The sequence below is a fragment of the Brevibacillus brevis genome, assembly GCF_001039275.2.
In the GTDB taxonomy this organism is placed as follows: domain Bacteria; phylum Bacillota; class Bacilli; order Brevibacillales; family Brevibacillaceae; genus Brevibacillus; species Brevibacillus brevis_C.
Genome location: NZ_CP030117.1, coordinates 4,877,501 through 4,904,216, shown reverse-complemented (window position 1 = coordinate 4,904,216; position 26,716 = coordinate 4,877,501). Strand labels below are relative to the sequence as shown.

The window sequence follows — 26,716 nt, the reverse complement described above, 5'->3', positions numbered from 1 at the left end:
GTTGTTGCTACGACCGTCCCTATATCGAAATTGTATGCACAAAAACAGCGGAAAGGAGGGTATCCACATGAAAAAAAGATCATTAATGTCTTTGCCAAAAGGAATTGGATACTCCACCGCTGTTTTCTTTGATCTGACTAAATCACGGGAGAAGTATGTCCAAAAACGGATATAGCGACCATCCTTTGATGGAGTGGGATTCATCAGGATACAGTGGAAAAACGCCACAGGTCGCTTCCTGTGGTTTTCTTTTTAGGGCACCGCAGGATTTCCTGTGGTGTTTTTTTATTTCGAAAAAAGGGAGATGGATTGTATGCAAGGAAACGGAGAGAACATTTACGTAAGACTGGTACAGGAATCAGATGCACAGAGCCTCTTGGCGCTTGAAGTGAGAAACAAAGACTTCTTTCAAAACTTCACTGGGAAGAGAGAAGAGGCATTTTATACGCTGGAAGGACAAATCGACAGAATTAAGAGCGTGGTGGCTTTAAAAGAAGAAGACAGAGGGTACGTCTTTGTCATTGCGGAAAAAGGAAAGGATGAAATCATTGGGGAAGTCATCCTCTCAGAGGTCGTAAGAGAGAATCTGCAAAGCTGCTGGATCGGCTACTTCCTGGACAAAGAGCATAATGGAAAAGGCTACATGACCGAAGCGGTAAAGCTCGTCGTGGCATATGCCTTCGAGACATTAGGTCTTCACCGTTTGGAAGCAGGCGTGATGCCGCATAATATAGGCTCGATCAAGGTACTGCTAAAGGCTGGTTTTCACAAGGAAGGGCTTGCCAAGAAAAACGTGAAAATCAATGGTCGGTGGGAAGATCATCAAACACTGGCGATCGTGAAAGAAGAGCAAACCGATCAGGTGAAGCCCAAGGTTCAGCGCAAAAATCCTAGTACAGTTGCTCCGCCTATGGGATCCTATACACATCTGACCGTCGTTCCAAAAGGAGCTGATTTGCTCGTACTTTCTGGGCAAGTAGGGATGGACCAGCACGGAGAGTTGCCGACAGAAATGAAAGAACAAGTAGAAAACACGCTACAAAACATACTGCGCAATTTCGAAAGTGAGTCAGTAACTGCGGACCATATCATCAAAATCAATATATGGGCAACCGAAGAAATGGATTGGAGGCATTTTAATCAGGTGTGGGAGAAGTTCCACGGGGGGACACCGCCAGCGATGACCATGTCTTACGTCCCGGCATTGGCAGTCCCTTCGCTCAAAGTGGAGATAGAAGCTTGGGCAGCGAAATGGTAGGAAGGAGATAGCGTCGAAAGAAAAAGGGTGAAGCTTTTTGCTTCATCCTTTTTTCTGTAACTTTTTTCTAGCAAAAACGTCACTATTTTCAGGAGATAGAATGATCGTGACGATATTGCTGTTTTGAGAGCAAAAGATGTCAAAACATGAAGGAATATGCGGACGAATCGAGAAGTTCTTTCTATTAGCTGGATTTTCCAAAAATAAGAGAAAAACAGAGGGGAACGAGGAACTTGCTTTTACGAGTAAATGTCAGCTTGCTAGCTGTTTTCTTCTTGATTTTGCTGATGCCTCTGTCCATTGCGCGAGCGGCCACCCATGTAGAAGTGGCGGTCGATCAGTTAAATATTCGAAGCGAGCCAGGTACGACTACCCAGATTGTCGCAACACTCAAAAAAGCCACGCGGTTGCCAATCACCAAACAGCAAAAAGATTGGACGCAGGTAAAGCTGCCGAACGGCAATACCGGATGGGTCAATAATAAGTATGTGAAGATGATAGAAGTTCCACAGATCAAATATGTCAAAAGCAATGTGGACATGCTGAATGTTCGGGCAGAACCAAATGCCACTGCACAAATTTTGCAGATCATCGACAAAAACGGTGTGTTTTTGCAAATGAGAAAGCAAGGGGAATGGGCACAAATTAAGCTGTCTGATCAAAAGAACGGCTGGGTGAAAGCCAGTTATTTGACGGAGACAACGGCACCAGCACCAAAACCACCCCAGGTACCGGCACAAATCCCGGATCCGACAACAATTCCAGCACCGCCCCCTCCTGTACTCCCATCCAATACAGGGAGTGGATTCGAACAAGGGACAATCGTATTAACGGAAGGCTATGAAGTTTATGCGCAGCCAGATATTCTTGGTACCGTCATTGGTCAAATCCATGGTGGGATGACGATCAACCATTACGGATATGCAAATGGTTGGTATACCATCAACTTCAACGGTACCTATGCCTATATTTTCAAACCAATGGAACAGACTGGGACAGCTCCATCATTGCCGAGTTCAACACCGGGGGTACCAGCGACTTTGCCAACAACAACGCCTCCCTCTGTACAAGAACTACAGATTCGTGTCAAAAATCCTGATTCCAACATCCGCAACGGTCCCTCAACCGATCATGCTATAATTGGAACCGTTCAACCCGGACAAGTATTCCCGGTTGTACAAACAGCAGGAGACTGGTACATCATCAGGCTGGCAGACAATTCGACTGCCTATATCGCAGGGTGGATCGTAGAGAAGATTCAACCAGCTGGTACTCTGCCACCGACAGGAGCAACGTACGAGTACAACAATGGGATGATTGGAAACGAGAAAGTGTATATCTATCATACCCATAACCGTGAGTCTTGGCGAAATGTAGCACGGAACCAACAAGGAAGCTCGGTAGATGATACTGAGATCAACATCACGCTTGTTGGGAAAAGGCTGGGCGAGCTGTTGCAAGGAAGAGGCATTTCGGCAATGGCGAGCCAGGACGATTTCGCTCAAAGATTGAGGGAACAAAATAAAAGCTACTCGATGTCTTATTCCGAGTCGTACAAGGCGGTAGCGGCAGCGGCAGCAACCAGTCCACACTTGCAGTACATTTTCGATATTCATCGGGACAGTGATGAGCCACGCAGCAAGGTAGCGATCACGATCAATGGCAAAACCTATTCCCGGATGCTGTTTGTAATCGGAACAGCGAATCCGAACCATCTGGCGAACAAAAAGCTGGCGGAAGAGCTGCACGCCCGTCTGGAAGCCTCTTATCCAGGTTTGTCGCGGGGGATTATCCTGAAAGGCTCAAACCAAGGGAACGGCGTGTACAATCAGTCCATTTCCGAGGGAGCCCTGCTTTTGGAATTCGGTGGTACGAACAACACCTTGGAAGAAGGCTATAATACTGCAGAAGCCTTTGCCGAAGTCTTTGGGAATTACCTGATCGAATCTCAAATTGCATTCCAATAAACGGTCAATAAAAGTAGCACGATTCTTTTCGCCACATGCGAGAGAATCGTGTTTTTTTCCAGGAGGATCATTTATGGCTACGCATCAAGAACACATACAATCAACTGACGATAAAAGTCGTCGTCATCTTCAGGGGGACTGTGAAAGCTGCTTTGGCTTGTGCTGTGTGGCATTGCCTTTTGCTGCTTCCTCTGACTTTGCCATCAATAAAGACGCAGGCAAGCCCTGTAGTAACTTACAGGCAGACTTCCGATGTGGTGTACACACAAAGCTGAGGGACATCGGCTTTCGCGGATGTACGGTCTACGATTGCTTTGGAGCTGGTCAAAAGGTGTCTCAAGTCACTTATGGCGGCCAAGATTGGCGTAAAGAATCCGGATCAGCGAAGCAAATGTACGAAGTATTTCCGATCATGTGGCAGCTTCACGAGCTTCTTTGGTATTTAACGGAGGCGTTGACCAAGCAAGCTGCCCAGTCCCTCCATCCTGCATTGAAGGAAGCGTTGGCGGAGACACAACGCCTGACGGATCACAGTCCTGAGGACATCCTGAAGCTGGACATCGCTTTTCATCGAGCAAAAGTTAACGAACTATTGTTGCAGACAAGTGAATGGGTACGTAAGGACGCGCTTGCCAAGTACAAAGGGGGCAAGCAAGGAAAAACCTATGGCCGAGGCGCTGATCTCATCGGTGCCAAGCTCAAAGGTGCTGATTTACGAGGAGCTCAATTGCGCGGCGCTTATTTGATTGCTGCTGATCTGAGAGGAGCAGATTTGCGGGGAGCTGACCTCATTGGTGCAGATTTTCGCGATACAGATGTGAGCGGAGCGAACTTGACGGAGACGTTGTTTCTCACGCAGGTTCAGCTCAACGCGGCGAAGGGCGATGCAAGCACCAAGCTGCCACCTTCATTCACGCGCCCACCGCACTGGGCTCATTCCCAAGCATAAAGCTTGCAAAAAGCAGACTGTCCGATGTGGATGGTCTGCTTTTATTATTGATTCAACACTACTTTCGCCAGACATGTGATTCCCTCCAAGAGAAGACGTATTTTTTACGAGGTTGGATTTGAATGTAACCCAACTATTTCTATCACTTCGACTACCGCTACTTTTCTTGCACCTTCCATAAAATATCCGAGCACACCCAGCTCCATTCTTTTTGTGTGAACCTCTTTTCGCATTTGGGGGAAAAGAATCCACATGCGAGCTGTTCCTTCTGTAGGAACTGGGCTTGTGTTATCTAAAATGATTTCTCCGTGATCATCCTCAAATTCAGGATGGATGGCAAAGATGCCTGTTATGCTCGTGTCATCTCCATGGTAAGAAAAATCACTTCGATATCCTTGAAACGGCGTCACCTTTCTTCCGCCTTCATTTTCAGAGTAAAATCGATACTTCACCCGAAAATCAGCGGGGTGCCTCCTTATTTCTTGATAGGGTATCCACATGTTAATTCCTCCGATCTTTGAAAAACGTTGTTAATACATTTCTACTTTTGCCGTATTAACTATCGTGAGGCTCACAACCAAACAAATTGCGCAATTTGTTTATTCCATCCAGAAGGGAGGGGAAGTAGTTGGAGATTGCCCAAGTGAACACAGGCATCTGCCAAAACGAAGAACATGAAAGGCAAGCGGAAAGCATGTCGACCGAAACTTTTGCCCAAATTTATGGTGCTTATTATAAGCGCGTCTACAAATATATCTGCTATCGGATCAACAATCACTATGCAGCAGAAGAAATATGCAGTCATGTGTTTGAAATGGTGATAGCAAAATACAGCAGCTTTTCGCCGGATAAATCAAACTTTGAGGTCTGGTTGTTTGCGATCGCCAGAAACGCAGTGACAGATTACTTCCGCTCACAGAAGAAAAGAATCAGCTTTTCATTGGATTCGATTCTGAATCTGGTCTTGCCGAAGTCGTCACCGGAGGACATCGTGATCCGCGACGATAATCATCAAGCCTTATTTCGAGCACTGGCGAAGCTGAGTGACAAGGAGCGCAATATCATCGCCATGAAATATGCGGCTGGTCTTAAAAACGCAGAAATTGCAGAACTTCTGGGTGTCAGTGGTTCAAATATTGGCGTCGTGCTCTACAGATGCTTGAAAAAGCTGCAAATGGAATTGCAAAAAGGAGGCTTCCGTTATGAAGAGTAAGCATGATCTAGACGATTTTCGTGAACTCACCGACTTGCTTACTGATCTGGAACTAGATGACGCCACTCCAAAAGCCAACATATATAATCGGCTGAAATTCAAATTGGAATCAGGAAACATACAACTACATGATAGCAAAAAGGACGGGATCAATATGAAAACGAATAAATGGAAAGCTGCTACCGTTAGTGCTGTTGCTGTTGTTTGCCTTTTAGGGGCATTCTCGACTACATCGTTTGCCCAAGGAATGCTCCAGACGATCTTGGCACGCTTTCAGGTCGGGAACATGGAAATTACCCAATATGATAAAGAGCTGCCTGCTACACAGTCCAATACCCAAGGAATCGAGATACCTGTAGAACACAAGGCCCCCCCACAGATGACATTGGAAGAAGCACGCGCAGCCAGCGAAATGGACTTTCCGGCACCGACATGGTTGTCAGAGCATTATTCCTATAAAAACACGGTCGTTCATGGCAAGGGTATGGTAGAAATTCAGTATAAAAAAGAGAACGAGTTTATTTCCTTGTTGATTTCAAACGGTGGCGAAAACGGCATCAACACGACAGAGGGTGTCAAGATCGAAACCATTGGCGGGAAAAAGGTATATTTCGCCAACGGGATCGTGATTTGGGAGCATGAAGGATTCACGTACGAGCTGTACCAGATGGCAGAGAAGAGCTTTGATGCTGCTACTATCGGCAACATCATTGATTCCTTGTCAACGAAATCCGTCAAAAAATAAGCGGTTGTTAACCGTTTCCTTCAAGATGGGCCTAGTAACAGGGCCCATTTTTCTATGTGCCGTCACAGAGTGTTAAAAATCATGTAACGAATCGGACACCCTCTAGGGTCAAAAGTCCTGCTACAATTATACATGACCGGAAATATACAGGGTAAAACAAAACAAAAAACTCTCTCACGAAGATGAATGCGAAAAAGGGGGTTACAAGAGAGAGAATCATTTGTGAATTTTTTCACGTAAATTTGTGATTTTTTTCACAAAGTCGTAATAAATGCTGGTTTCCCCACTGGTATAATTCCGGTACATAAAGGCCAAAACGCGAATAGAAAGGGATCTTGTACATGGATATAGTGGATTTGGGACGACTTCAATTTGCGATAACGACTATCTTCCATTTTGTTTTTGTGCCGATTTCCATCGGGCTTTCATTATTAGTAGCCATTATGGAAACGATGTATGTGGTAAAAAAGAATGACTTGTACAAAAAAATGGCCAAGTTTTGGGGAACCTTTTTGCTCATAAATTTTGCTGTGGGGATCGTGACAGGGATCATGCAGGAGTTCCAATTTGGGATGAACTGGTCTGATTTCTCACGATTCGTCGGCGACGTATTTGGAACGCCGCTAGCGATTGAGGCCCTCTTAGCATTTTTCCTCGAATCGACTTTTATTGGGCTTTGGGTGTTTGGTTGGGATCGTTTGTCCAAAGGTGTGCATCTCGCATGTATTTGGCTCGTATCCATCGGAACGATTCTTTCGGCTCTTTGGATTTTGGCAGCCAACTCGTTCATGCAGCAGCCAGTCGGCTTCGCTATCAATAACGGACGTGCAGAGATGGTCGATTTCTTCGCTCTCCTTACCAATGGACAATTACTATATGAATTCCCGCATACCGTATTTGCGGCATTTGCGACAGGTGCCTTCCTGGTAGCAGGTATCAGTGCTTGGAAGCTGTTGAAAAAACAAGACGTTACATTCTTTGTGCAATCTTTCAAAATTGCGATCGTGGTAGCATTGATTTCCTCACTTGCTATTGCTCAATTCGGTCATGGTCAGGCACAGTATTTGGTTGCTACCCAACCGATGAAAATGGCAGCGAGTGAAGGGCTCTGGGAAACAAGCTCAGATCCAGCACCTTGGACAGTTTTTGCAACGATTGATCCAGAAAAACAAGAAAACGGTTTTGAAATAAAGATTCCTTATCTGCTTAGCGTCCTGACGTACAATTCACTTTCAGGTTCTGTACCGGGCATGTTGGAATTGCAAGCTGAGTATGAGAAAACCTACGGTCCAGGAAACTACATTCCACCCGTTCGGACGACCTTCTGGAGCTTCCGCATCATGGTAGCGGGCGGTAGTGCAATGATTTTGCTGGCTTTGTACGGGGCATATCTCGCTTTACGCAAAAAGCTGGAACAGCCAAACAAGCGGTTCATGCAGTTGATGGTTGCGGGTATCTCGTTGCCATTCATCGCAAACTCGGCAGGGTGGATTATGACGGAGGTAGGGCGTCAGCCGTGGACGGTATTCGGGCTACTGCGTGTTGAAGATTCAGTTTCGCCAAGCATTAGCACAGGAGAGGTATGGTTTTCTCTCATCGCCTTCACGACGATTTATCTCATCCTGCTGTGTCTCTTGGCTTATCTGTTTGCTCGTGTGGCCAAAAAAGGACCGGATATGGATAGTCATGGGGATGTAGAGGATTTACAGCTTCAGGACCCATTTGATCGTGTAAGGAGTGAACGTTATGGAGCTTAATGAACTGTGGTTCTTGCTCATTGCCGTTCTGTTTACCGGATTTTTCTTTCTCGAAGGCTTCGACTTTGGTGTCGGAATGGCGACACGTCTGCTATCACGAAATGATTTGCAAACCCGGGTTTTGATCAATACGATTGGCCCGTTCTGGGATGCCAATGAAGTCTGGCTGATTACAGCCGCTGGTGCGATGTTTGCAGCGTTTCCGGAGTGGTACTCCACGATGTTTAGCGGGTATTATCTCGTGCTTACGCTGATTCTACTTGCGTTGATTGGACGCGGCGTAGCATTTGAATTTAGAGGCAAAGGGAAAGGCGAGGCTTGGAAAAAGACGTGGGACGCAGCGATTCTGATTGGAAGCTTTGTACCGCCAATGTTGTTCGGAATGGTCTTTGCCAGCCTCGTGAAGGGTGTGCCGATTGATCAGAATATGGAAATGACTGCTGGCTTCTCTGACATTGTGAATGGTTACTCGCTGTGGGCAGGTGTGACAGTTACAGGACTATGCTTGTTGCACGGCCTGAACTTCATCTCGCTACGAACCGTGGGCGAGCTGCGTGAAAAATCACGTGTACTGGCAGCAAAGCTGTTGCCGATGCAAGCGGTTCTCATGGCGGTGCTTGTAGGGTGGACAGTCATGGTAACCGATCTCTTTGAGCGCCAGGGTATTTTGTTGACAGCAGCCGTACTCTTAGGTGCTGTGGCTTTTGTACTGGCTCGTCACTTCTTGAGACAAGGCCGGGAAGGATGGGCTTTCGGGATGACAGGTGCGATGATCCTTTTGACGTTTGTCTCGATGTTTATCGGCTTGTTCCCACGGGTGATGGTCAGCACGATTGATAGCGCCTTTGATTTGACCCTCTATAATGCAGCTTCGAGTCCTTACACGTTAAAAGCAATGACCATTGTTGCAGCAGTGCTTTTACCGTTTGTGCTTGCCTATCAGGCGTGGAGCTACTTCGTTTTCCACAAACGAGTCACTGAAAAGGATCATTTGGAGTACTAATGGACAAGGAATTGTTCCGCTTACAAGGAATCCGACCGGTTATGCTGCTGCTAGCCGGTCTTTCCCTCCTGCAAAGTGCGGCGATTATCGGTCAGGCACTACTCTTGGCGAAGTCGATCGCGATCTTGTTTGAAGGTCAAGCCGTTCAGATGGCGTATCAGCCGCTTGCACTGTTTTTGGTCATGATAGCCGCTCGTCATACCATCGTTTGGCTGCAAAAGAAAGTCGCTGGCCGTTTTGCTGAAGCTTCCAGTGAGTCTTTGCAAGAGCGAGTTCTATCTCGATTGTTCGAGCGTGGTCCACGTTTTGCCGCCAGTGAAGGAAGCGGAAAGCTTGTTACGCTTGTCCTGGAAGGTGTAGAGCGTGTACGTACCTACCTGGAGTTGTCTGTTCCGCGTACGCTGGATATGGTTTTTGTTACGTTTCCGCTTCTGGCATTTGTCTACATGCAAGATGTGATTTCTGGACTGATCCTGACGGTAACGATGCCTGTTCTCATTGGATTTTTTATCGTACTTGGTCTGGCGGCGCGTAAACAGGCAGACAAACAATGGCGTTCGTATCGAATGCTATCCCATCACTTCACCGATTCGCTTCGCGGGCTTGCGACGCTCCGGTTTTTGGGACGTAGCAAAGACCATGGGGAAACCGTCGGGCGAGTGAGCGATCAATATCGATCTGCTACGATGCGCACGTTGCGCGTAGCCTTTTTGTCTTCATTGGCACTTGACTTCTTCAGTATGCTGTCAGTTGCGTTTGTGGCGGTTGGTCTTGGGTTGCGGCTGATTGAAGGAAACTTTGGATTTGAAACGGCATTGGTCATCCTGATTGTTGCACCGGAATACTTTTTGCCAGTACGGATGCTGGGATCGGACTATCACGCCTCATTGGATGGCAAGGAAGCGTTGGGGACTATTCGTACCATTATCGATAGTGCCGCCACGGATGAACATAAGGCGGAGCCACAAGCAACAGATAGCCAGACGTCTCTGACAGGTGTATTGGATGGAACGATTACCTTGTCCGATATTCGTGTCGTCGGTGAGAATGGAAGACAGGTACTGGGTCAGGTATCTGCGGAATTGGGCAGCAACATGAGAAGAGTGGGCATTGTAGGGGCGAGCGGGGCTGGAAAATCAACCCTCCTGGGAGTGTTAGGCGGCTTTTCTGATCCCGAAGCTGGCGTGGTACAAGTAGATGGGCAACCCATTACGGGGGATGCGAAGCAGGAGTGGCAGCGGCAAATCGCTTACATTCCACAGCATCCGTATTTGTTCAATCAATCGTTGGCGGATAACATTCGCTTCTATGAGCCGGAAGCGACGCAGGAACAGGTGGAGCAAGTGATTCGTGATGTTGGTCTGGGAGAGCTGGTGGACAGCTTGCCAAATGGCTGTGACGAAATCATTGGCGAAGGGGGACGCACGTTAAGCGGCGGACAGGCACAGCGAGTTGCATTGGGACGTGCACTGCTTGGTAACCGACCAGTGATTTTGCTCGACGAACCGACTGCTCACTTAGATATTGAAACGGAATGGGAGCTCAAACAGACCATGTTGTCGGTGTTGGGGGACAGGCGCGTATTTTTGGCCACGCATCGCTTGCATTGGATGCGAGACATGGATTGGATTTGGGTAATCGACCAGGGACGGCTGGTAGAAGTGGGGACCTATGAACAGCTCGTTGCACAAAAAAGTGTATTTTATCGGTTGTTGACAGCTGGTGCCAAGGGGGAGAAAGGATGAAGGAAGCGCGAGAAGGCAATCAGGGGTGGTTTCTTCCATACTTTCGCCAGTTTTTCTGGCAGTTTGCCGCAGCGGCTTTGCTGGGAACCTTGGCAGTGGCATGCGCGGGTGCTTTGCTGTATACGTCCGGGTATCTGATTTCTCGCTCCGCACTCCAGCCCGAAAACGTCTTAATGGTCTATGTTCCCATCGTACTTGTCCGGGCATTTGGTTTTAGCAAAGCAGTCATTCAGTATCTGGAGCGTTTGGTTGGGCACGATGCAGCTTTGCGTGTGTTATCGCGTATGCGTGTGCGTTTGTATCAGGCCATCGAGCCGCAAGATCAGCTCCTTGGCACTCGTTTTCGTACGGGAGATTTGCTTGGTGTACTAGCGGATGACATTGAGCAACTACAGAATGTTTATCTGCGCTTTGTGCTGCCAGCCGTCTCGGCGGTCCTCCTCTATGGGGCAGGTATTGTAGCACTGGGAAGAATGGACGGGATGTTCGCGCTGCTGATGGCGTTGTACTGTGGTTTTCTGCTGTTTGTTGCACCCGCGGTAGTCTTGTGGTCATCCATTGCCAAGAGTCGTCGGTTCAAGCAGGAGAGACAGGCAGCATACCGGGAGCTGACCGATGCTGTTTTTGGCATGAGTGACTGGATTCTCAGTGGTCGTACGCAGCAGTTTCTCCAGTTGTTTACAAGACGGCAAAAGACAGCTGCCCAAATCGAAAACGCCATTCGACGCGGAGAATGGCGCGTCCAGTGGATGTCGCAGTGTGCAATCGGTGGGGCTATTGTCTTATTGGTCATCTGGGCGGGCGGACTTGCCGCTGAGGATCAGATTCCTGCTACGTTGGTTGCTGCGATTGGACTGGTCGCCTTTCCGTTGATGGATGCGTTTGCCCGTATTTCTGACGCTGTTGTGCGAATGCCAGAATACAAGGAGTCTCTGGAGCGGCTTCGGGAGATCGAGGGCAGTCGTCCAACCATTGCGGAAGCGCAGAAGGAAAAGCTGGCTAATCAAGCCGGAGGTAGTTTGAAGCTCGATCATGTTCATTTTCGCTACCCACATGCCAGCAGTTGGAGTGTGCAGGATGTGTCGTTTGAGGTGCCTCAAGGGGGGAAAGTCGCGTTGCTCGGTCGCAGCGGAGCGGGTAAATCGACGATACTAAACTTGATTCGAGGTGCCATACAGCCACAAGCAGGTCAGGTGACCGTAAATGGGCAGCCTGTCCAGTCAGAGGAGACTTCTGCTTGTTTGTTTTCCGTGTTGAATCAGCAGCCGTATTTGTTTGACACAACCGTAGCCAACAACATCAGGCTGGGTCGACCCGATGCCTCCGATGAAGAAGTGCGTGCTGTGACAGCTCAAGTCGGTCTGGATCAACTGATTGAATCCCTACCGGACGGTTATCAAACACGGATGCAGGAGACCGGTCTGCGCTTCTCTGGCGGAGAAAGGCAGCGTATAGCCCTTGCCCGGATTTTGCTGCAAAACAAGCCAATTGTTCTCCTTGACGAGCCCACGGTGGGATTAGATCCGTTGACTGAAAGCGATCTGATAGCAACGATCTTCCGTGTCTTGCAAGGGAAAACATTGATTTGGGTGACTCACCACTTGAGCGGAGTAGAGCAAATGGACGAGATCATTTTTATGGAGCAGGGATTCATCTCAATGCGAGGGACACATGAGCAGTTGTATCAGGACAATCCAAGGTATCGCAACCTGTATACATTGGACTGTCCATTGGCGCCAGTGTTGGAAAAATAAGAAGAGGAAGAGAGGCTGTTCCAAAGAGGGACAGCCTTTTTCGCTTAAGATAAGGCCGCGCTGGTTACACCCCGGTAGTAATGAGTGTGCCCGTCATCATAAGTGGTTTGCCCTGAAAACTCGTGGTAATGACTTCCGTCTGGCAACGGAATAGGCGGACTCGTCCATCCCCTGTAGTGATGCACATGTCCATCATCAAACGTGGTCGTGCCTTCGTAGTAATGGACGTGCCGATCTCTCATTCCTTCTGGGGGCGACGTTCTGCCACGTATTCGATGACGATGACGATCCGAAATGCTTGTTAGTGTATCATACCCATGAAAATGCCCAGGTCGATCAGCAAATCGTATAAAGCGTAATGAATGAGAGTGCTGAGAGCTCATTAAGAAACGCCCCTTTACAATCATTTATCACTAATAAATGCGTTCGTCAGGCGTTTCGAAACGGACATTCGTCTATGCCGTTTCATAACTTGCAAATGCAGAACACGAAAAGCAAAAGAGCCTTCCTCATTGGAGAAGGCTCTCGTCTGATTAAAACAGTTTTTTCCCCATGATATGATCGAGTGGAATCACGCCAATGACTCTACTATCATCGCTATTGTTACGATTATCTCCCATCACAAACACATGGTTTTCCGGTATGACGATTTTGGAATCAGGTACGTCGACCATCTTTTCTTTTATGTACGGCTCGTTTAACGGCTGCCCATTCCGATACAGGTTCTCGTTCTTAAACTCCAAAGTATCGCCAGGTTTGCCAATGACTCGTTTTACCCAGAATGTTTTGGCATCGCTATTCCCCATGGCGAGCATGAGCAGAGGATTTTCAAGGATGTCATCTTTTAACGTACGATCCCGGTCTACACGGCTGTCGATCACGACAATATCGTTGTACTCAGGGAGATAAGAGAATGTGTGGGACAATTTCGACACATAGATGCGTTCGGCGTTTTGCAATGTGGGCTCCATCGATTGTCCATTTACTTTAAAAGGTTGGAGAACAAATATGTTAACCAGCAACGCAAGTGAAAGGGAGATGCCCAACGTTTTGGTCCAGCCCCATATTTCTTTTACACTTTTCAATTCAGACCGCATCCTTCCACGTGAAAAATTACTTGGTGTGGCTATTGATTAGTACGTGAAATGGTGCTTCTTGGTTACGGAAATGAGAAGAGAAGCTTGTGAAGCAAACGAAATTAAGGTCCATTTCCATCTGCTTTTATAATCTTGCACTTCATGTTCTTGGTAATAAGCTGAGGGAGTGCTAAGGGCGTTATAGACCATTAATCCAGCTAGTGTAAGGAGACCAAACGCAAGATACTCAGCATAATTGCCAGCCTGATCGATGTTCCCTGTCGTCATCGCTATGATCATACAGAGAATCTGCAAAATAGCGCCAAAACCAAGTGCTTTCAGCATGTGAACGACCTACTTTTTTGGATAGTGTAAACGATAATGACGAGTGGTCATAAGATTAGATCTTTTTTATAAAAGTAACCCGGTCGTTCCCTTTTCCATCATAATTAGAAGTCACATCGATTCCATCCACCATTTGATCTCCTTTTTCAACGGCAAAACCTAGCTTCGTGTGGAAGGAGATTGAGCCTTTATTAACAGGGGAGGTAATGCATCGAATCGTATCGCATCCTTTTTGTTTTACGGTTTGAAAGAAATGATGGTATAATTCGCGGCCCCATCCATCTTTTCGCTTGTCTGGATGTACCCCAACGAAGTGAATGTAAGCTTCTCCGGGGAACGTCTGGGACAAGAAGCCGATGAGGAAAGCGATAACTTCTCCATCCTCTTCAACAATAAAGCTCGTTGGCTGGAAATGGATAAAAAACAGCTTGGGTAACATATCAGACATTTGTCGCCCACCCCACCAATCGTTGAGAACCGTAATAACTTTGAGGTAGTCTTGCTCTTCTACATTTCGGATTTTCATCATGCGTGTCTCCTTATCAATATACTCACTGTGACAAGTCTTTCTGCTCCGGCAGTTTTTCCCAGACTACTATGATTAGCGTTGCGATAGGACCGAGGATTAAAGAGAGAAAAAACCAATTAAGACCGCTACGATTTTTTCCTTGAGCTAGTCCAGCGTTGATGAGGGCCAATGTACCCCAACCAACATAATATTGATCTTCCATTTGAGAATCTGCCTCCATTGTTGATATGTTGCTCCTATCATATACGTAATAAAGTGAATAGAGTTGCTAAGAGTTTTACAAAATGTGTATGAACAAACTAAAAATGGCCAATCGAAAACGAAGGGCCACTGAGAGGAGCATAATTCACTTGGTCGAGTGGTTCCCTGAACCATTGCATCAGGCGTTTTGATGCTCGGTTATTTATACAAAATATCATCCCGTAGTGATCCAACTTTGCCGAGAGCATCGGCAATATCTTCTTCGCTGACACCAAAGTGAGTCAAGGCATCACGCAGATGCTTAACGATAGCATCAAAATGAATGGGTTGCAGATTCATTCCTTCGTGAGCTTTTGCCATGGACTGGCCAGAATATTGATTCGGACCACCAAGGGCATAGCTGATGAACTTTGTTTGGTGTTTACGCTGTTTTTCCATATCGGTGTTATTGAAAAAGTGGTTCACGTTGTCATCAGCTAAAACTAAATCATAAAAGTAGTCCACTACTTTTGCGACCGTATCTTCGCCACCATATTTCTGGTAAAACGTGCTCATTATTGGCCTCCTTAGGACGTTTGCTTCCCTTATATATTCCACCATTGTTGGAAACCTATTAAAGAAAAGCCCGCAAGCTGATGCTGATTGCGTTTCGACGTCAGCTTGCGGACTAGATGCATGCTATGTGGGCTTTGCTTTAGCCAACTTTCCTGATCACTTTCGAATTTCCACCTGAACTGATAATGATCCATCCTTCAGGAACAGGCGAGGCTTGCAGTATCTCAATCTGTGTTCCGTAAGGAGCCCCATTGACATTTCTGATCACATTCGATCCTCCATAGGTTCGAACCATGATCCATCCTTTTGGGATAGGCGAAGCGAGCATCACTTCTACCTCCGTGCCGTACGAAGCACCGTTCACATTCCTGATTACATTCGATCCTCCAAAGGCTCGCACCATGACCCATCCTTCAGGAATAGGGGAGGCGAGCATCACCTCTATCTCCGTACCATAAGAAGCACCGTTCATATTTTTGATTACATTCGATCCTCTAAAGGCTCGAACCATGACCCATCCGATTGGGATAGGCGAAGCGAGCAGCACCTCTACCTCCGTGCTATAAGAAGCACCGTTCACATTCCTGATCAGGTTTTGCGTTCCTACAGTTCTAACGATAACCCATCCGGCTGGAATAGGTGAGGTAAGCGACACCCAGATTTCTTCACCATACGTGGCGTTTCTGATGTTTTTATTGGAAGCGTAGGTGGTTGCTTTTTCCTGTGTAGGGAGCGCTGCCCCTTGGACTTGTGTGGCTAGAGAGGGTACTACGACGACTGAACTTAATGACAGGATAATAAGTGCTTTTTTAAACATGAGCATCAACCTTTCTGAAATGGTGAATGTTGTTTAGAAAACGATCATCGAGTCGCAGTTAAAAAGTTGTATATTTCTAAAAATACCAATTTATTACATTTTATACGATTATCGTTCTGATTACTTTAGGAGATATTGTCGAATGGCACGCAAAGTTGACAATATGTTGAACAGGCGTGAGAAAAGCAAATGACCCTCTCATCAGTTGAGAGGGTTGAGGTAAGGGTAGATTGTCCGCGCGCGGTGCGTAATAGAGAGTATTCCTATTTCATAAAGCTTAGAGCCACACCAATGGAATAAGGCACAAGCCATAAAATCCATACGATCAGGCTAAATTTATGGAATTGCTTGATCTGATTTTCTTTCTTTTTCCACAGTACGACACACGCCCACACTGTATGGAAAAACATCAAGATCAGAGCGATCAACCCAGTAATGCCATGCAAATTTAAGCTGGAGCTCTCAGCGAGCAATTTCATAAAGGTAGTTCCAATGGTATCGAATACTAAACCGAAACCAAAAAAGATAAGATGGGTCAGCTTTAGTTCTCCAGAACGTCTTTCGCTCCATACGCCAATCGTATAGGCAAGTAGAGCGAGATTTATAAAAATGACAGCTGCTGTTAACATGTTAGATCATCTCCTGTATCATTTCTTTTGACTACGCTTGTAAGTGTAATCGTTGAATATGAACGAGAGATGAACACAATCGTTAAGTGTCTAGAGTAAGTATTCGTCAGCAACTAGCTGCGTAGAAAAAAGAGGCTTTCATATGCGAAAGCCTCCATGAATAATCCAAACATTTAAGGAATTGTCACCGATACGGTTCCAACTGCTCTCCCGATTCCAGTGTTCCTTACCAATATATAGTATTTTCCTGCGGGTAATTCTTCGGAGCTTGTAAAAGTAAAGGATCCGCTACCCTCAAAGCGTCCAGTACCCAATGTTCCACTAGATCCATCTGGACCAAAACTCAAGATTCGATAGGTCAAGTTGGGTTTAATGGAGGAAAGCCTGCTTTTCTGCGTTACATGAACAGTAATCTTTCCAGGTGACTGAATATCGAACAATTTAGAGTCAACAGAGCTTCTACTCCCTAATTTAGTGTAACGCAAAACTTCTGTGGTTTTCGAAACAGGAGCAACCGCTTCTGTAGACTGTGGTTGGGGACTGCTAGCTATTGTGCTTGTCGGAATAACAAGCATGGCAGATAATGCGAGAAGTGTGGTTTGAATAAATTTTTTCAATATTACCACCTCCAATTTATTGGTATTTAATAATACATTACCTTTGCATCCAAAAATTAGCAATATTTTCAGGTGAGAAATATACATAATAAAGGCCCATTTTAAAGGAATACATGGAATAGGAACTGATGCCCCTTTCGAGGAGCACCAGCCCTGCAGAGTTAGTTTTCTAGTTGTGACAGATCATCTGCATCAAACAAGTGTTTCAAGATGGCGTGGCTCACCTCGGTCACAGGCGCGAAAACAAAAGCAACCAGGTGTTCGTGCGGCTCCAAATAGTAATTCCTGTAGCCTAGCTGAATCAACTCCCGATTGAGTCGCGCTGCATCTTCGAAACTTGCGTAAAAATACAGATGCTTGGTCATAATATCACCTCCTTCCGCAGTAAACCGTAGCAGAAGGAGTAGAATCACACCAACGATCACTACCTTGATTTCCAATTGGAAAAGGAAAAAAAACCTTATTGTAAATAAGGGTTTTTCGTGCCCAGAACGAACGATTCTCCGAGGAAATCCACGTAATCATGATTCCGCAACAACGTGGGGCAGACCGACATTTACCTGTATGGATTATGTATATTTGCGGCTATGAAAATAACCATACAGAAAACTCATGATCATACCGATACTGGATATTCCAAAGCTATCCAGGTTGTACCGAGTGAGTCTGTATGTGTAGATTCTATTCGCAAGTTGAGCCAGAGCGAAGGAAACAAATAGGTAAAGGGAAATATCCACAAGAGCATCCCTCCTAAAGTGTATGGGATTATATGTAAAACATATCACGGAGGGACCATTCTTGAGATGAAGTAATTACTTTGAAGCCGAAGAAAAATAAGAAAAACCCTTAAAAAATAATAAGGGTTTTCCTTTTCTCATAACCTGCTCGCTCTACCGATTGTCCACTTTTTCCGGATACATATCATGATTCATCATCCGATGGCTTGCCATCTCCTCGTATTTCGTCCCCGGCTTCCCGTAGTTGCAATACGGATCGATCGAGATGCCGCCGCGCGGAGTGAACTTGCCCCATACCTCGATGTAGCGTGGGTCCATCAGCTTGATTAAATCGTTCATGATGACGTTCACGCAATCCTCGTGGAAATCGCCGTGATTGCGGAAGCTGAACAAGTACAGCTTGAGCGATTTGCTCTCTACCATTTTGATGTCAGGAATGTAGCTGATATAGATCGTCGCAAAGTCTGGTTGGCCGGTAATCGGGCACAGGCTGGTGAATTCAGGGCAGTTGAATTTTACGAAATAATCGCGGTACGGATGCTTGTTGTCAAAAGACTCCAGTACGCTAGGGTCATAGGAGTAGTTGTACGTTGTGCCTTGATTCCCCAAAAGAGTGAGGGAGGATAAATCGCGTTCTTGTTGATGTGCCATATGAATACAGTCCTCTTTTCTTCCATGAGAGTAAAATATCGTTTAAACGCCTCGTTTATTGCCCCAAACAAGCGCATGTAGTTGGGGAAGAACCTTCGCGTCATTCATGTCAGGTGTCGCCATCGCCTGATCGATCAGCCATTCAAAGCTCTCCAAAAGCTTTTCCCGAAGCCGAGACGTATCAGCGTCCGTCAGATCACTGTTTCCTGGCTGCAAGTAGAAAGGAATATCTGGATAGCGCTGATGAATCGTCTGTGCATAGGCAAAGTCGGCTTCGTCGAAAACAACCACTTTCAGGCTAAGTCCTGGATGTTTTTGTTCCAACAGCTCGTGCACAATTCGATCAAGCGCTAGAAAATCTGTTTCCATCCCGGAACTAGGTGGCTTTGGTGAAATTGTAATGTCGTCAATGAGTGGAAGCCACGCTTGCCACTTGCTGCCTTGTGTTTCGACTGCTGTGCGAATGCCATGTTCCTTTAAAAGGGCGATTAAGTCACCGATGCCAGCCAAAAGCGCAGGATTTCCCCCGGAGATTGTGACATGGGAAAAACGGTCCCCGCCTAAGCGAGTGAGCTCCTCCCAGATCGCCTCGGGCGACATTTGCCGGATTTCATCACGGGCAGATCCATCCCATGTAAAAGCGGAGTCACACCAACTGCAACGATAGTCACAGCCAGCAGTTCGAACAAACATCGTTTTTTGTCCGATAACCATTCCTTCGCCTTGAATCGTAGGACCGAATATTTCCAAGACCGGGATCATTCCATCATCCACTCCCGTCTTGCCTCTGCATAGCTGGTCGGTGTCTCGAACAGGCGAACGAACTCCACCCGAGCGCCGTCGTAGCGGTCACGGTAGGCATCTGACTGCAATTGTTTTTCCATCTCTTCGAAAATCCACACGACCATGTTTTCGGCGGTGGTATTCATCGGAGGGAGCATTTCATTCAGATAGCGATGATCCAAATAAATTTCGATGTGCTCTTTCCAGATTTGCTTGATGTCACCGAAATCGATCACGAGTCCGATCTCGTCTGGAAAGCCACTGATGCCAAATACGACCGTGTACGTATGGCCGTGCAGGTTTTTGCACTTTCCTTCATAGGCGTGCAGATGATGTGCAGCGTCAAAAGTAAATTCCTTGCTTACCAAAACGCGTTTGTTATGGTAGCGAAGCTGTGATTTTTGAATATGGGTACCCAGTGCCTGCATGCGGTCGACGATACGAAAATCAAAGTTCGCACTCATCAGGCTTTTTCTCCAGGTTGATTTTTCTCGGAAAGATACGTGTCCAGTCCGGCTTTTCGCAGGTGGCAGGCAGGGCATTCGCCACAGCCGTCCCCTTTGATGCCGTTATAGCAGGTGAGGGTATTTTCGCGAATATAGGTGAAGGCACCCAGATCGTCCGCCAGCTTCCACGTTTGTGCTTTGTTCAGCCACATAAGCGGCGTGTGAATCACAAACGGGTAGTCCATCGACAAATTCAATGTCACATTGAGTGATTTGATAAAGGCGTCACGGCAGTCGGGATATCCGCTAAAATCCGTTTCGCATACACCGGTAACCAAGTGACGTGCTCCTCGTTGCTTGGCGAAGACGCCCGCAAAGGAAAGGAACAACAAGTTGCGTCCGTCGACGAACGTGGATGGCAATTGGCCTTCTTCCTGGGTAATATCAATATCTGTGCGGGTGAGTGCATTGGGCGCGAGCTGGTTTAACAGGCTCATGTCCAATACGGAGTTTTTTACGCCGAGTTCTGCGGCAATTTGCTGGGCGCACTCGATCTCCAGCTTGTGTCGCTGCCCGTAATCAAACGTGAGGGTTTCTACTTCGCCGAATTGTTCTTTCGCCCAAAACAGGCAGGTAGTGCTGTCCTGACCTCCGCTAAAGACGACAACGGCTTTTTCCTTTTTCATTGCTCTCCATCTCCTTTTGAAGTATCGAAGAAAGAGAGTTCTTGAACTTTCCTGCAAAAAAACAATAACAATACCAAAGAAAGGTACTGTTATCCGGCTTAGTTTTTTATAGAGGGAGTTCGCGAACCTCTCCCGTGCAGATGCACGGATTTCTTATTTGTGGAACCCAAATGGGCACCTTGAGACATTATACAACAATCAGCGCCAAAGTGGGGGGATTATCACTTGGAAAAAGATTGACGGATGGAGGTGCTACTGCTAGTGTTTTTTTCATAATCGATCAACATGGAGTGGAGCGGGTGATTTTGATGAGAGATGTCCCTTTCGTGGAAGAATATCGCGGCGGCATTCTGGAGAACGTACATAACGGCATCGTGTGCGGCGTGAATGAAAAAGGAGAGGTGGCTTATCAGGCAGGTGATGAGAACCATATCACCTTATTGCGCTCCGCAGCTAAGCCCTTTCAAGCCATTCCCATCGCCAAGCGTAAAATTGATGAAAAATTCGGACTGAACAGCAGCGAAGCAGCACTTTTTGCGGCCTCACATCGTGGTGAAGTCTATCATATGGAAGGCTTGGAGTCGATTTTACGAAAGACCGGCATTCGGGAGGACGAATTGCTTACTTGCCCGACTTATCCGCTCAACGAGGAGCCGAAGTTCGCTTGCCTGTCCCAAGGCATAGAAAAACGCAGACTCTTTCATAACTGTGCGGGAAAGCATTTGGGATACTTGGCGCTGTCAAAGGATCAAGGATATTCCACTCATGATTACTACAAGGCAGAGCATCCAGCGCAACAGGAGGCATTGGAGGTGTTTGCCAACCTGGCTGACTATCCAAAAGAGCAGGTTCAGCTAAGTGTCGACGGCTGTGGCTTCCCGGTTTTTGCGTTGCCACTCAAGAACCTGGCGATCGCCTATCTAAAGCTCGCTTGCCCGGACCTGATCGAGGATCGCACGACGCGTGAGGCAGTAGAGAGTGTGACAGGGTGGATGACGAGTAGTCCCGAGATCATTGCCAGCCACAACTTCATCTGCACAGCACTTTTAATGGACGAAAATATAATTGCTAAAGGCGGGGCGATGGGCGTATATGGCTTTGCTTTGAAAAAGGAGAGACTCAGCTTCGCGCTTAAGGTACTGAATGGTTCGGAATTAGTATGGCCGCTTATTATCGCATCGATCTTGGAGCAGATTCAGTATGATAATCAGGAAACCATCGACCGACTGCATGCACTGGCACCAAAAGCTATTAAAAACGACAATCAGTTGGTGGTAGGGGAGAAACGACCAGTTTTTGTTTTGAACAAATGCTAAAAACGGAGGGGAAGCATCATGCTAGTGGAAGTGATTGCGACTTCAGTTGAGGATGCAAAACGTGCAGAGCAGGGCGGAGCTGACAGGCTGGAGCTCATCTCGGGAATTTTGGAGGGAGGCATTACCCCGAGCTGGGGATTGATTGAGGCAGTGGTCAAGGCGGTTTCCATCCCGGTAAACGTCATGGTGCGACCGCATAGCCAATCATTCTCCTATACAGCAGAAGAACTGGCGGTCATGCGGCAGGATGTACGTGTCATCCGTGAGCTTGGGGCAGCAGGTGTCGTTTTTGGCATGCTGACTCCAGAAAATACGCTCGATCAGCGGGGATTGGAGCTATTACTTGGTGAGTCAGGTGCTTTAAATGTGACATTCCATCGGGCTTTTGATGATGCTGTGGATCAAATCGAAGCAGCGCGTATTCTCCTGGAATATCCCCAAGTGCGCACCATTCTTACTTCTGGGGGGCAAAAAACCGCCATCGAGGGAGCTGCTTGCATCGAGCAGCTCGTCAAGCTGACAGAGAACACGCAGCTCACGATTTTGGCAGGAAGCGGATTGTCGCTGGCTAACGTGGGAGACCTCGTGAAACGTACGGGTGTCAAAGAAGTTCATTTTGGATCGGCAGTACGAGAAGAAGGACAGGCTCTTCGATACGTCGATGCAGAGCGTGTGGCAGCCATCAAACGACTACTATAAGCATAGAACAAGCCGATACCTTACTTCGTCAGGGTAGCCGGCTTGTTGTTCATTCGCTTCCGTATCCAGTAACCGACGATGAGAATCATCGGATACAAGAACCCTTTTGTTAAATCAAAAAATGGCCAGTACGTATACGTTTCGTATAAGAAAGCTCCGTTTGGAACGATGATAATCGCAATGGCGACATATAAGACGCAAATGGGTAAGGTGAGTGACTGATGCTCCTGTAAATGGAAAAGCTGCTTGATCCCCACGCAGAAACCATACATATACAGTACAACTTTGAAATAAATGGAGACAAACCACATGAGAGCCATCATCGCTTCCTGCCTTTGAAAGAACTCCCCTACATGGATTCGTTTGGCGAGGGAGTAGCTCGGAAAGGTCTCACGGGAAACCAATTCCGGGCCGAGCACCAAAAGCGATAAGAAAATGACGGCAAGCAGACAGACACTACCGTAAATGGCTCCACGCAAAAAAGCAGATGTGAGTTTATGTTTTGCATCGAGGAGTGGAGTAATCATGAGAAAAATAACCAGCTCAGAAAAGGGAAAAGCCGTGACTGCAAATACTCCTCTTATGACGGGCTTTATGCCATTTTCCAAGAAGGGGAGAAGGTTTTTGAATTCGAACTGAGGGCTTAACAAAAGAAAAAACATAACGAATGTAAAGACAAACCAGAGGAAAAAAATTTCGCTGGTCCGTGCAAAAGCTTCAAGTCCTAATCGAACAGCGAATATTGCACAGGCAACGAATAAAAACATGACAGCATGGATGGGTGTTTGCTTCATAATGTGCGTGGTCATGAAATCCCCAATCGTCCGTATATAGACAGCGCCGTTGAGTAATATAGCTCCCAAAAAGAAGAGTGAAAAGAACGTGCCGAGCCAACGTCCAAATATGAGCTTGTTCTTTTCAATCAGCGTTTGTTCGGGGTAGATACGACCGACTACACAAAACAAGTATACGATGGCTAGTCCCAGTACCATGCCGATCAATCCTGATAGCCACCCATCGTGACTTGCTTCAGTCGCAGGTACGGTAGGTAAGATCAGGATGGAATCTCCTATGGTGATGAATGTTACGAGGATGACGAATTGACGGCTGCCAATCTTATCGGAGTTCTGCATGATGCCTCACCTTGTCCGTAGGTTTATCTTACGTATTATTTCCAAGTTCAGGATGGATAAACGAAAAGTAAGAAGGTGCGGTCTCTTGTCTGATTCGTTTTCGGAATAGTATGATAAAAAGGAAGCGACAAGAAACGATGAGCCAACAGGAGAAGGGAAGAAAAGCTGTGGAGCTGGAAAAAAGGTTGTCGACCATTATCGGACAAGCGGAGGGGACTTGGGGCGTCGTTGTAGAGGAACAAGGCGTAGCTAAAGGAATCCGTTTTGAACATGTACCGAACGAGCGGTTTATTGCGGAGAGTGTAATCAAAGTGCCGATCATGGCAGCCGTTTTCGCGGCAAGTGAGCAGGGGCATTTTCGATTGGATGATCAGCTTGTTCTACGCCAAGAGGAACTGGTGGGGGGATCTGGGATTTTGCACGCGCTATCTCCAGGCTTGAAGCTAACGATTCGCGACTTGGTGACCCTCATGATTATTCAGAGCGACAATACGGCGACCAATATGCTGATTGATTTGGTAGGAAAAGCGCAGATTGATCAGACCATGATTGATTTGGGAATGCGCCAAAGCTGTTATTCACGCAAACTCATGATTTATCCACTCGATGTCACAGAAAACAATACGATAACCGCTGGGAATGTTGCGAGTATGCTGGGTCATTTGGCAACGGGCAGTTATCTGTCTGAGCATGCCTGCAAAGAGATGATCGCTATTATGAAAAAGCAGCAAGTCCGTAATGGTCTGCCGTCCCAATTGCCAAATGAGGAAGAATCCAATTATCCTGCATGGGAGCTGCCGTGTAAATCGGGCTGGGATACCGGCAGACAGCATGATGTAGGCTTGCTGTATACGAACAATCGCTGCTTTTCCATTACGGCCTTATCCAAAGAGGTAACCGCTCAATCCGCTCTGAACACACTAGGATTACTGGGAAGAGCTGTGTATGACTTCGCCATTCTGGCTGTCGATTAGATCGGCAGCTTTTTCATTTGTTTATGGCTAAAACTTGCTTGGAATCCCTTGCTCAAGTAGAGAATAGGCGATAATTGCAATGCCCAACTCTTTTGCCTTATTTGCCTACTCCCGTTCTAATTATTGATTTAAGATACTTTCTTCCAATACAGCATACTTGTCACCGTATTCCTTAATGATATGCTTTTCGCCCCATAAGCAGAGTGAATCGAGAATACTTTTCAAGCTCCAGCCGTACTCGCTGAGCTCATACTCTACTTTTGGCGGAACCTGATTGTAAATAATCCGGTTGATGATGCCATCGTCTTCAAGCTCTCTGAGTTGCTGTGTCAGCATTTTCTGTGTAATGCCGGGCATTAGTCGTTTCAACTCACTTGTACGTTTTTTTCCGTGAGTCAGGTGACACAAAATAACGCATTTCCACTTACCGCCGATGACCTCAAGTGTAGCTTCCACTGAAATGTTATACTTCTTCTTCATTGTTGATTTCCTCCTGAATGATAGGTACTTTTTGGTGCCTATCACACAAAAAAGTGCGTACTTTTACTTTTCGTTAGTCTATCTCATAATAACACTTGTCAAACGACATGAAGCACATTAGGTGGCTGAAAACAGTCATACTAACATAGAGAACAAGGATGGAGGAGACAAGTTATGCCAAAACATTTGCAAGATACGACTACGCTGTACAACGGGGTAAAAATGCCGTGGGTGGGTCTGGGTGTTTTTAAAGTAGAGGAAGGTCAGGAGCTCGAGCTAGCTGTAAAAACAGCAATCAAGCACGGCTACCGCAGTATCGACACAGCCGCTATTTATAACAACGAGGAAGGCGTTGGCCGTGGAATTCGTGCAGGTTTGCAGGAAGCGGGTATCACGCGAGAAGATCTTTTTGTTACCTCGAAAGTATGGAATGCGGATTTGGGATACGAGTCCACATTGAATGCATATGAGACGAGCCTGAAAAAACTTGGGCTGGAATACCTGGACTTGTACCTCATTCACTGGCCGGTAGAAGGAAAGTTCAAAGAAGCATGGAGAGCATTGGAGACGCTGTACAAAAAAGGGTTGGTAAAAGCTATCGGGGTAAGCAATTTCCATGTTCATCATTTAGAGGAACTGCTTAAAGACGCTGAGATTAAGCCGATGGTAAACCAAGTGGAATTCCATCCGCGCCTGTCCCAGGATGAACTGCGTGCCTATTGCCAGGAGCAAGGGATTCAATTTGAAGCTTGGTCTCCGCTTATGCAAGGACAGCTATTGGACAATCCAGAACTAAAAGGAATTGCAGAAAAATACGGGAAGTCCATTGCCCAAGTCATTATACGCTGGGATTTGCAAAATGGCGTCGTGACCATTCCAAAGTCGACAAAAGAGCATCGAATCGTTGAGAATGCATCTGTATTTGATTTCGAACTGTCGAAAGAAGACATGGAAACGATTCATGCGTTGAACCAAAATCACCGAGTTGGTCCAGACCCGGATAACTTTGATTTTTAATAGCTGACCGCATACAAAAAACTCCTGAAATCATCAGGAGTTTTTTGCGTTGAGGAAAAGGAATCAAATGACTTCTGGCAACTGAATGTCGTCCATCGCAACCACACATTCAAATTGATTGGGGGAGTCGTGGTGAACATGCTCCTTGAGAATCCCCATTTTCACGAAAAAGCGCAAGCTGGTGTAGACGGTTGAGAGTGTGATGTTTGGCATCTCGTTTTTCAAAGCATGGTATACGTCTTTGGCTGTATAGTATTTCCGAGTGGTAAGCATAAAAAGGAGTACGGCTCTTCTTTGGATGGTTAATCTTTTTCCTAGATGCTTTACTTGTTGTGTGACGCTGACAATATGATGGTCCATTACAGGTCACCTCGTTCTTAGATTATAATAATTACTATATTATAATTATCCTTTTTATTTTGTGTGTAGTCAACTTTTTCTTTCTATATCTTATCCAGCTCAGGGTTTGCGTGTGCATGTTTCTGGGGGAAGCGTAAATCTTACATAAGAGGGATAATGAAATAGGGGTTTTCTTTTCGACCAAAACATGGTAGTGTATGTGCGGATTTTGCTTACGTGATAATGTCAGGAGTGGAACCATGTGGCACGAAAAAGACGAACCGCAATCCAGATG

At 46.5% G+C, this 26,716-nt stretch carries 32 protein-coding genes and 1 riboswitch (1 of these 33 only partly in view); of the genes, 14 read left to right on the top strand and 18 right to left on the bottom strand.

Going from position 1 to position 26,716, the window contains the following annotated elements; genetic code table 11:
* Positions 1 to 313 precede the first annotated feature (313 nt).
* The 3 genes from AB432_RS23690 to AB432_RS23680 all read left to right on the top strand — a co-directional run bounded on the left by AB432_RS23690 (position 314) and on the right by AB432_RS23680 (position 4,174).
* Entirely contained in the window at positions 314 to 1,258 is a 945-nt protein-coding gene (locus AB432_RS23690; RefSeq protein WP_048034365.1) for a GNAT family N-acetyltransferase, read from the top strand.
* 233 nt (positions 1,259 to 1,491) lie between these two features.
* Positions 1,492 to 3,225, top strand: coding sequence for a stage II sporulation protein P (gene spoIIP, locus AB432_RS23685; protein WP_048034364.1), 1,734 nt, complete (start codon positions 1,492 to 1,494; stop codon positions 3,223 to 3,225).
* A gap of 73 nt (positions 3,226 to 3,298) precedes the next feature.
* Positions 3,299 to 4,174 (top strand): pentapeptide repeat-containing protein, encoded by an 876-nt coding sequence (locus AB432_RS23680; RefSeq protein WP_048034363.1) that lies wholly within the window; start codon positions 3,299 to 3,301, stop codon positions 4,172 to 4,174.
* A gap of 104 nt (positions 4,175 to 4,278) precedes the next feature.
* On the opposite strand, the gene AB432_RS23675 is transcribed toward AB432_RS23680, so the two are convergent.
* Positions 4,279 to 4,674: a hypothetical protein gene (locus AB432_RS23675; RefSeq protein ID WP_048034362.1), complete on the bottom strand. Its 396-nt coding sequence runs from the start codon at positions 4,672 to 4,674 to the stop codon at positions 4,279 to 4,281.
* A gap of 128 nt (positions 4,675 to 4,802) precedes the next feature.
* Between AB432_RS23675 and AB432_RS23670 the strand changes: the two genes are divergently transcribed.
* The 6 genes from AB432_RS23670 to cydC all read left to right on the top strand — a co-directional run bounded on the left by AB432_RS23670 (position 4,803) and on the right by cydC (position 12,391).
* A complete protein-coding gene (locus AB432_RS23670; RefSeq protein WP_053079622.1) occupies positions 4,803 to 5,387 on the top strand; it encodes a sigma-70 family RNA polymerase sigma factor in 585 nt (194 codons plus the stop codon).
* Complete coding sequence (locus AB432_RS23665; protein WP_048034361.1) at positions 5,377 to 6,132, top strand: hypothetical protein; 756 nt, start codon at positions 5,377 to 5,379, stop codon at positions 6,130 to 6,132. The genes AB432_RS23670 and AB432_RS23665 overlap by 11 nt, the downstream gene beginning before the upstream one ends.
* 341 nt (positions 6,133 to 6,473) lie before the next feature.
* Positions 6,474 to 7,889, top strand: a complete 1,416-nt coding sequence (locus AB432_RS23660; protein ID WP_048034360.1) for a cytochrome ubiquinol oxidase subunit I — start codon at positions 6,474 to 6,476, stop codon at positions 7,887 to 7,889.
* Positions 7,879 to 8,892, top strand: coding sequence for a cytochrome d ubiquinol oxidase subunit II (gene cydB, locus AB432_RS23655; RefSeq protein WP_048034359.1), 1,014 nt, complete (start codon positions 7,879 to 7,881; stop codon positions 8,890 to 8,892). Before AB432_RS23660 ends, cydB begins: the two co-directional genes overlap by 11 nt.
* Complete coding sequence (gene cydD, locus AB432_RS23650; RefSeq protein WP_048034358.1) at positions 8,892 to 10,637, top strand: thiol reductant ABC exporter subunit CydD; 1,746 nt, start codon at positions 8,892 to 8,894, stop codon at positions 10,635 to 10,637. The genes cydB and cydD overlap by 1 nt, the downstream gene beginning before the upstream one ends.
* Positions 10,634 to 12,391 carry a thiol reductant ABC exporter subunit CydC gene (gene cydC, locus AB432_RS23645; RefSeq protein WP_048034357.1) on the top strand — a complete coding sequence of 586 codons (1,758 nt, stop codon included), beginning with the start codon at positions 10,634 to 10,636 and terminating at the stop codon, positions 12,389 to 12,391. The genes cydD and cydC overlap by 4 nt, the downstream gene beginning before the upstream one ends.
* A gap of 44 nt (positions 12,392 to 12,435) precedes the next feature.
* Here the strand turns inward: cydC and AB432_RS23640 are convergent, their stop codons facing one another.
* The 14 genes from AB432_RS23640 to queC form a co-directional block, all read right to left on the bottom strand.
* Positions 12,436 to 12,774 carry a YmaF family protein gene (locus tag AB432_RS23640; RefSeq protein WP_082195988.1) on the bottom strand — a complete coding sequence of 113 codons (339 nt, stop codon included), beginning with the start codon at positions 12,772 to 12,774 and terminating at the stop codon, positions 12,436 to 12,438.
* A gap of 150 nt (positions 12,775 to 12,924) precedes the next feature.
* Entirely contained in the window at positions 12,925 to 13,488 is a 564-nt protein-coding gene (gene lepB / locus AB432_RS23635) for a signal peptidase I (protein WP_048034356.1), read from the bottom strand.
* A gap of 36 nt (positions 13,489 to 13,524) precedes the next feature.
* Entirely contained in the window at positions 13,525 to 13,812 is a 288-nt protein-coding gene (locus AB432_RS23630) for a hypothetical protein (protein ID WP_048034355.1), read from the bottom strand.
* Between the two features lie 55 nt (positions 13,813 to 13,867).
* Positions 13,868 to 14,338 (bottom strand): GNAT family N-acetyltransferase, encoded by a 471-nt coding sequence (locus tag AB432_RS23625; RefSeq protein ID WP_048034354.1) that lies wholly within the window; start codon positions 14,336 to 14,338, stop codon positions 13,868 to 13,870.
* A 25-nt stretch (positions 14,339 to 14,363) separates the two neighbouring features.
* On the bottom strand, positions 14,364 to 14,543 hold the full coding sequence (locus AB432_RS23620; protein WP_048034353.1) for a hypothetical protein: 180 nt from the start codon (positions 14,541 to 14,543) through the stop codon (positions 14,364 to 14,366).
* A gap of 197 nt (positions 14,544 to 14,740) precedes the next feature.
* Entirely contained in the window at positions 14,741 to 15,097 is a 357-nt protein-coding gene (locus AB432_RS23615; RefSeq protein ID WP_048034352.1) for a group I truncated hemoglobin, read from the bottom strand.
* 139 nt (positions 15,098 to 15,236) lie between these two features.
* The gene (locus AB432_RS23610) at positions 15,237 to 15,920 is read right to left on the bottom strand and encodes a hypothetical protein (protein ID WP_235617538.1); all 684 of its coding nucleotides are present in this window, start codon (positions 15,918 to 15,920) and stop codon (positions 15,237 to 15,239) included.
* A gap of 257 nt (positions 15,921 to 16,177) precedes the next feature.
* Entirely contained in the window at positions 16,178 to 16,543 is a 366-nt protein-coding gene (locus AB432_RS23605) for an HsmA family protein (RefSeq protein ID WP_048034350.1), read from the bottom strand.
* A 173-nt stretch (positions 16,544 to 16,716) separates the two neighbouring features.
* Entirely contained in the window at positions 16,717 to 17,160 is a 444-nt protein-coding gene (locus AB432_RS23600) for a hypothetical protein (protein ID WP_048034349.1), read from the bottom strand.
* 161 nt (positions 17,161 to 17,321) lie between these two features.
* Positions 17,322 to 17,525 (bottom strand): hypothetical protein, encoded by a 204-nt coding sequence (locus AB432_RS23595; RefSeq protein WP_048034348.1) that lies wholly within the window; start codon positions 17,523 to 17,525, stop codon positions 17,322 to 17,324.
* Between the two features lie 525 nt (positions 17,526 to 18,050).
* Positions 18,051 to 18,548 carry a preQ(1) synthase gene (gene queF, locus AB432_RS23590; RefSeq protein WP_007729714.1) on the bottom strand — a complete coding sequence of 166 codons (498 nt, stop codon included), beginning with the start codon at positions 18,546 to 18,548 and terminating at the stop codon, positions 18,051 to 18,053.
* Positions 18,549 to 18,590: 42 nt separating this feature from the next.
* A complete protein-coding gene (gene queE / locus AB432_RS23585) occupies positions 18,591 to 19,310 on the bottom strand; it encodes a 7-carboxy-7-deazaguanine synthase QueE (protein ID WP_048034347.1) in 720 nt (239 codons plus the stop codon).
* Positions 19,307 to 19,795 carry a 6-carboxytetrahydropterin synthase QueD gene (queD, locus tag AB432_RS23580; RefSeq protein ID WP_015892823.1) on the bottom strand — a complete coding sequence of 163 codons (489 nt, stop codon included), beginning with the start codon at positions 19,793 to 19,795 and terminating at the stop codon, positions 19,307 to 19,309. The genes queE and queD overlap by 4 nt, the downstream gene beginning before the upstream one ends.
* A complete protein-coding gene (gene queC / locus AB432_RS23575; protein ID WP_048034346.1) occupies positions 19,795 to 20,463 on the bottom strand; it encodes a 7-cyano-7-deazaguanine synthase QueC in 669 nt (222 codons plus the stop codon). The genes queD and queC overlap by 1 nt, the downstream gene beginning before the upstream one ends.
* Before the next feature lie 92 nt (positions 20,464 to 20,555).
* Positions 20,556 to 20,599: riboswitch (PreQ1 riboswitch) on the bottom strand.
* A 172-nt stretch (positions 20,600 to 20,771) separates the two neighbouring features.
* Here queC and AB432_RS23570 point away from each other — a divergent pair.
* Both AB432_RS23570 and AB432_RS23565 read left to right on the top strand, forming a co-directional pair.
* Entirely contained in the window at positions 20,772 to 21,779 is a 1,008-nt protein-coding gene (locus tag AB432_RS23570; protein ID WP_048035941.1) for an asparaginase, read from the top strand.
* A gap of 18 nt (positions 21,780 to 21,797) precedes the next feature.
* Positions 21,798 to 22,478 carry a copper homeostasis protein CutC gene (locus tag AB432_RS23565; protein ID WP_048034345.1) on the top strand — a complete coding sequence of 227 codons (681 nt, stop codon included), beginning with the start codon at positions 21,798 to 21,800 and terminating at the stop codon, positions 22,476 to 22,478.
* Between the two features lie 20 nt (positions 22,479 to 22,498).
* On the opposite strand, the gene AB432_RS23560 is transcribed toward AB432_RS23565, so the two are convergent.
* Entirely contained in the window at positions 22,499 to 23,611 is a 1,113-nt protein-coding gene (locus AB432_RS23560) for a GerAB/ArcD/ProY family transporter (RefSeq protein WP_048034344.1), read from the bottom strand.
* A gap of 110 nt (positions 23,612 to 23,721) precedes the next feature.
* On the opposite strand from AB432_RS23560, the gene AB432_RS23555 reads away from it, so the two are divergent.
* On the top strand, positions 23,722 to 24,585 hold the full coding sequence (locus tag AB432_RS23555; RefSeq protein ID WP_235617537.1) for a serine hydrolase: 864 nt from the start codon (positions 23,722 to 23,724) through the stop codon (positions 24,583 to 24,585).
* Positions 24,586 to 24,705: 120 nt separating this feature from the next.
* Here AB432_RS23555 and AB432_RS23550 read toward each other — a convergent pair whose 3' ends face one another.
* On the bottom strand, positions 24,706 to 25,065 hold the full coding sequence (locus AB432_RS23550; RefSeq protein ID WP_048034342.1) for a winged helix-turn-helix transcriptional regulator: 360 nt from the start codon (positions 25,063 to 25,065) through the stop codon (positions 24,706 to 24,708).
* A 174-nt stretch (positions 25,066 to 25,239) separates the two neighbouring features.
* Here AB432_RS23550 and AB432_RS23545 point away from each other — a divergent pair, with 174 nt between their 5' ends.
* Positions 25,240 to 26,082 carry an aldo/keto reductase gene (locus tag AB432_RS23545; protein ID WP_048034341.1) on the top strand — a complete coding sequence of 281 codons (843 nt, stop codon included), beginning with the start codon at positions 25,240 to 25,242 and terminating at the stop codon, positions 26,080 to 26,082.
* A 63-nt stretch (positions 26,083 to 26,145) separates the two neighbouring features.
* On the opposite strand, the gene AB432_RS23540 is transcribed toward AB432_RS23545, so the two are convergent.
* On the bottom strand, positions 26,146 to 26,442 hold the full coding sequence (locus AB432_RS23540; protein ID WP_048034340.1) for a Fur family transcriptional regulator: 297 nt from the start codon (positions 26,440 to 26,442) through the stop codon (positions 26,146 to 26,148).
* A gap of 241 nt (positions 26,443 to 26,683) precedes the next feature.
* Between AB432_RS23540 and AB432_RS23535 the strand changes: the two genes are divergently transcribed.
* A protein-coding gene (locus tag AB432_RS23535; RefSeq protein WP_048034339.1) for a YitT family protein crosses the window boundary here: on the top strand, positions 26,684 to 26,716 show its 5' end (the start). Its footprint extends 837 nt past the window's final position; the window shows 33 of its 870 coding nt (coding positions 1-33); its start codon is at positions 26,684 to 26,686; its stop codon lies beyond the right edge, outside the window.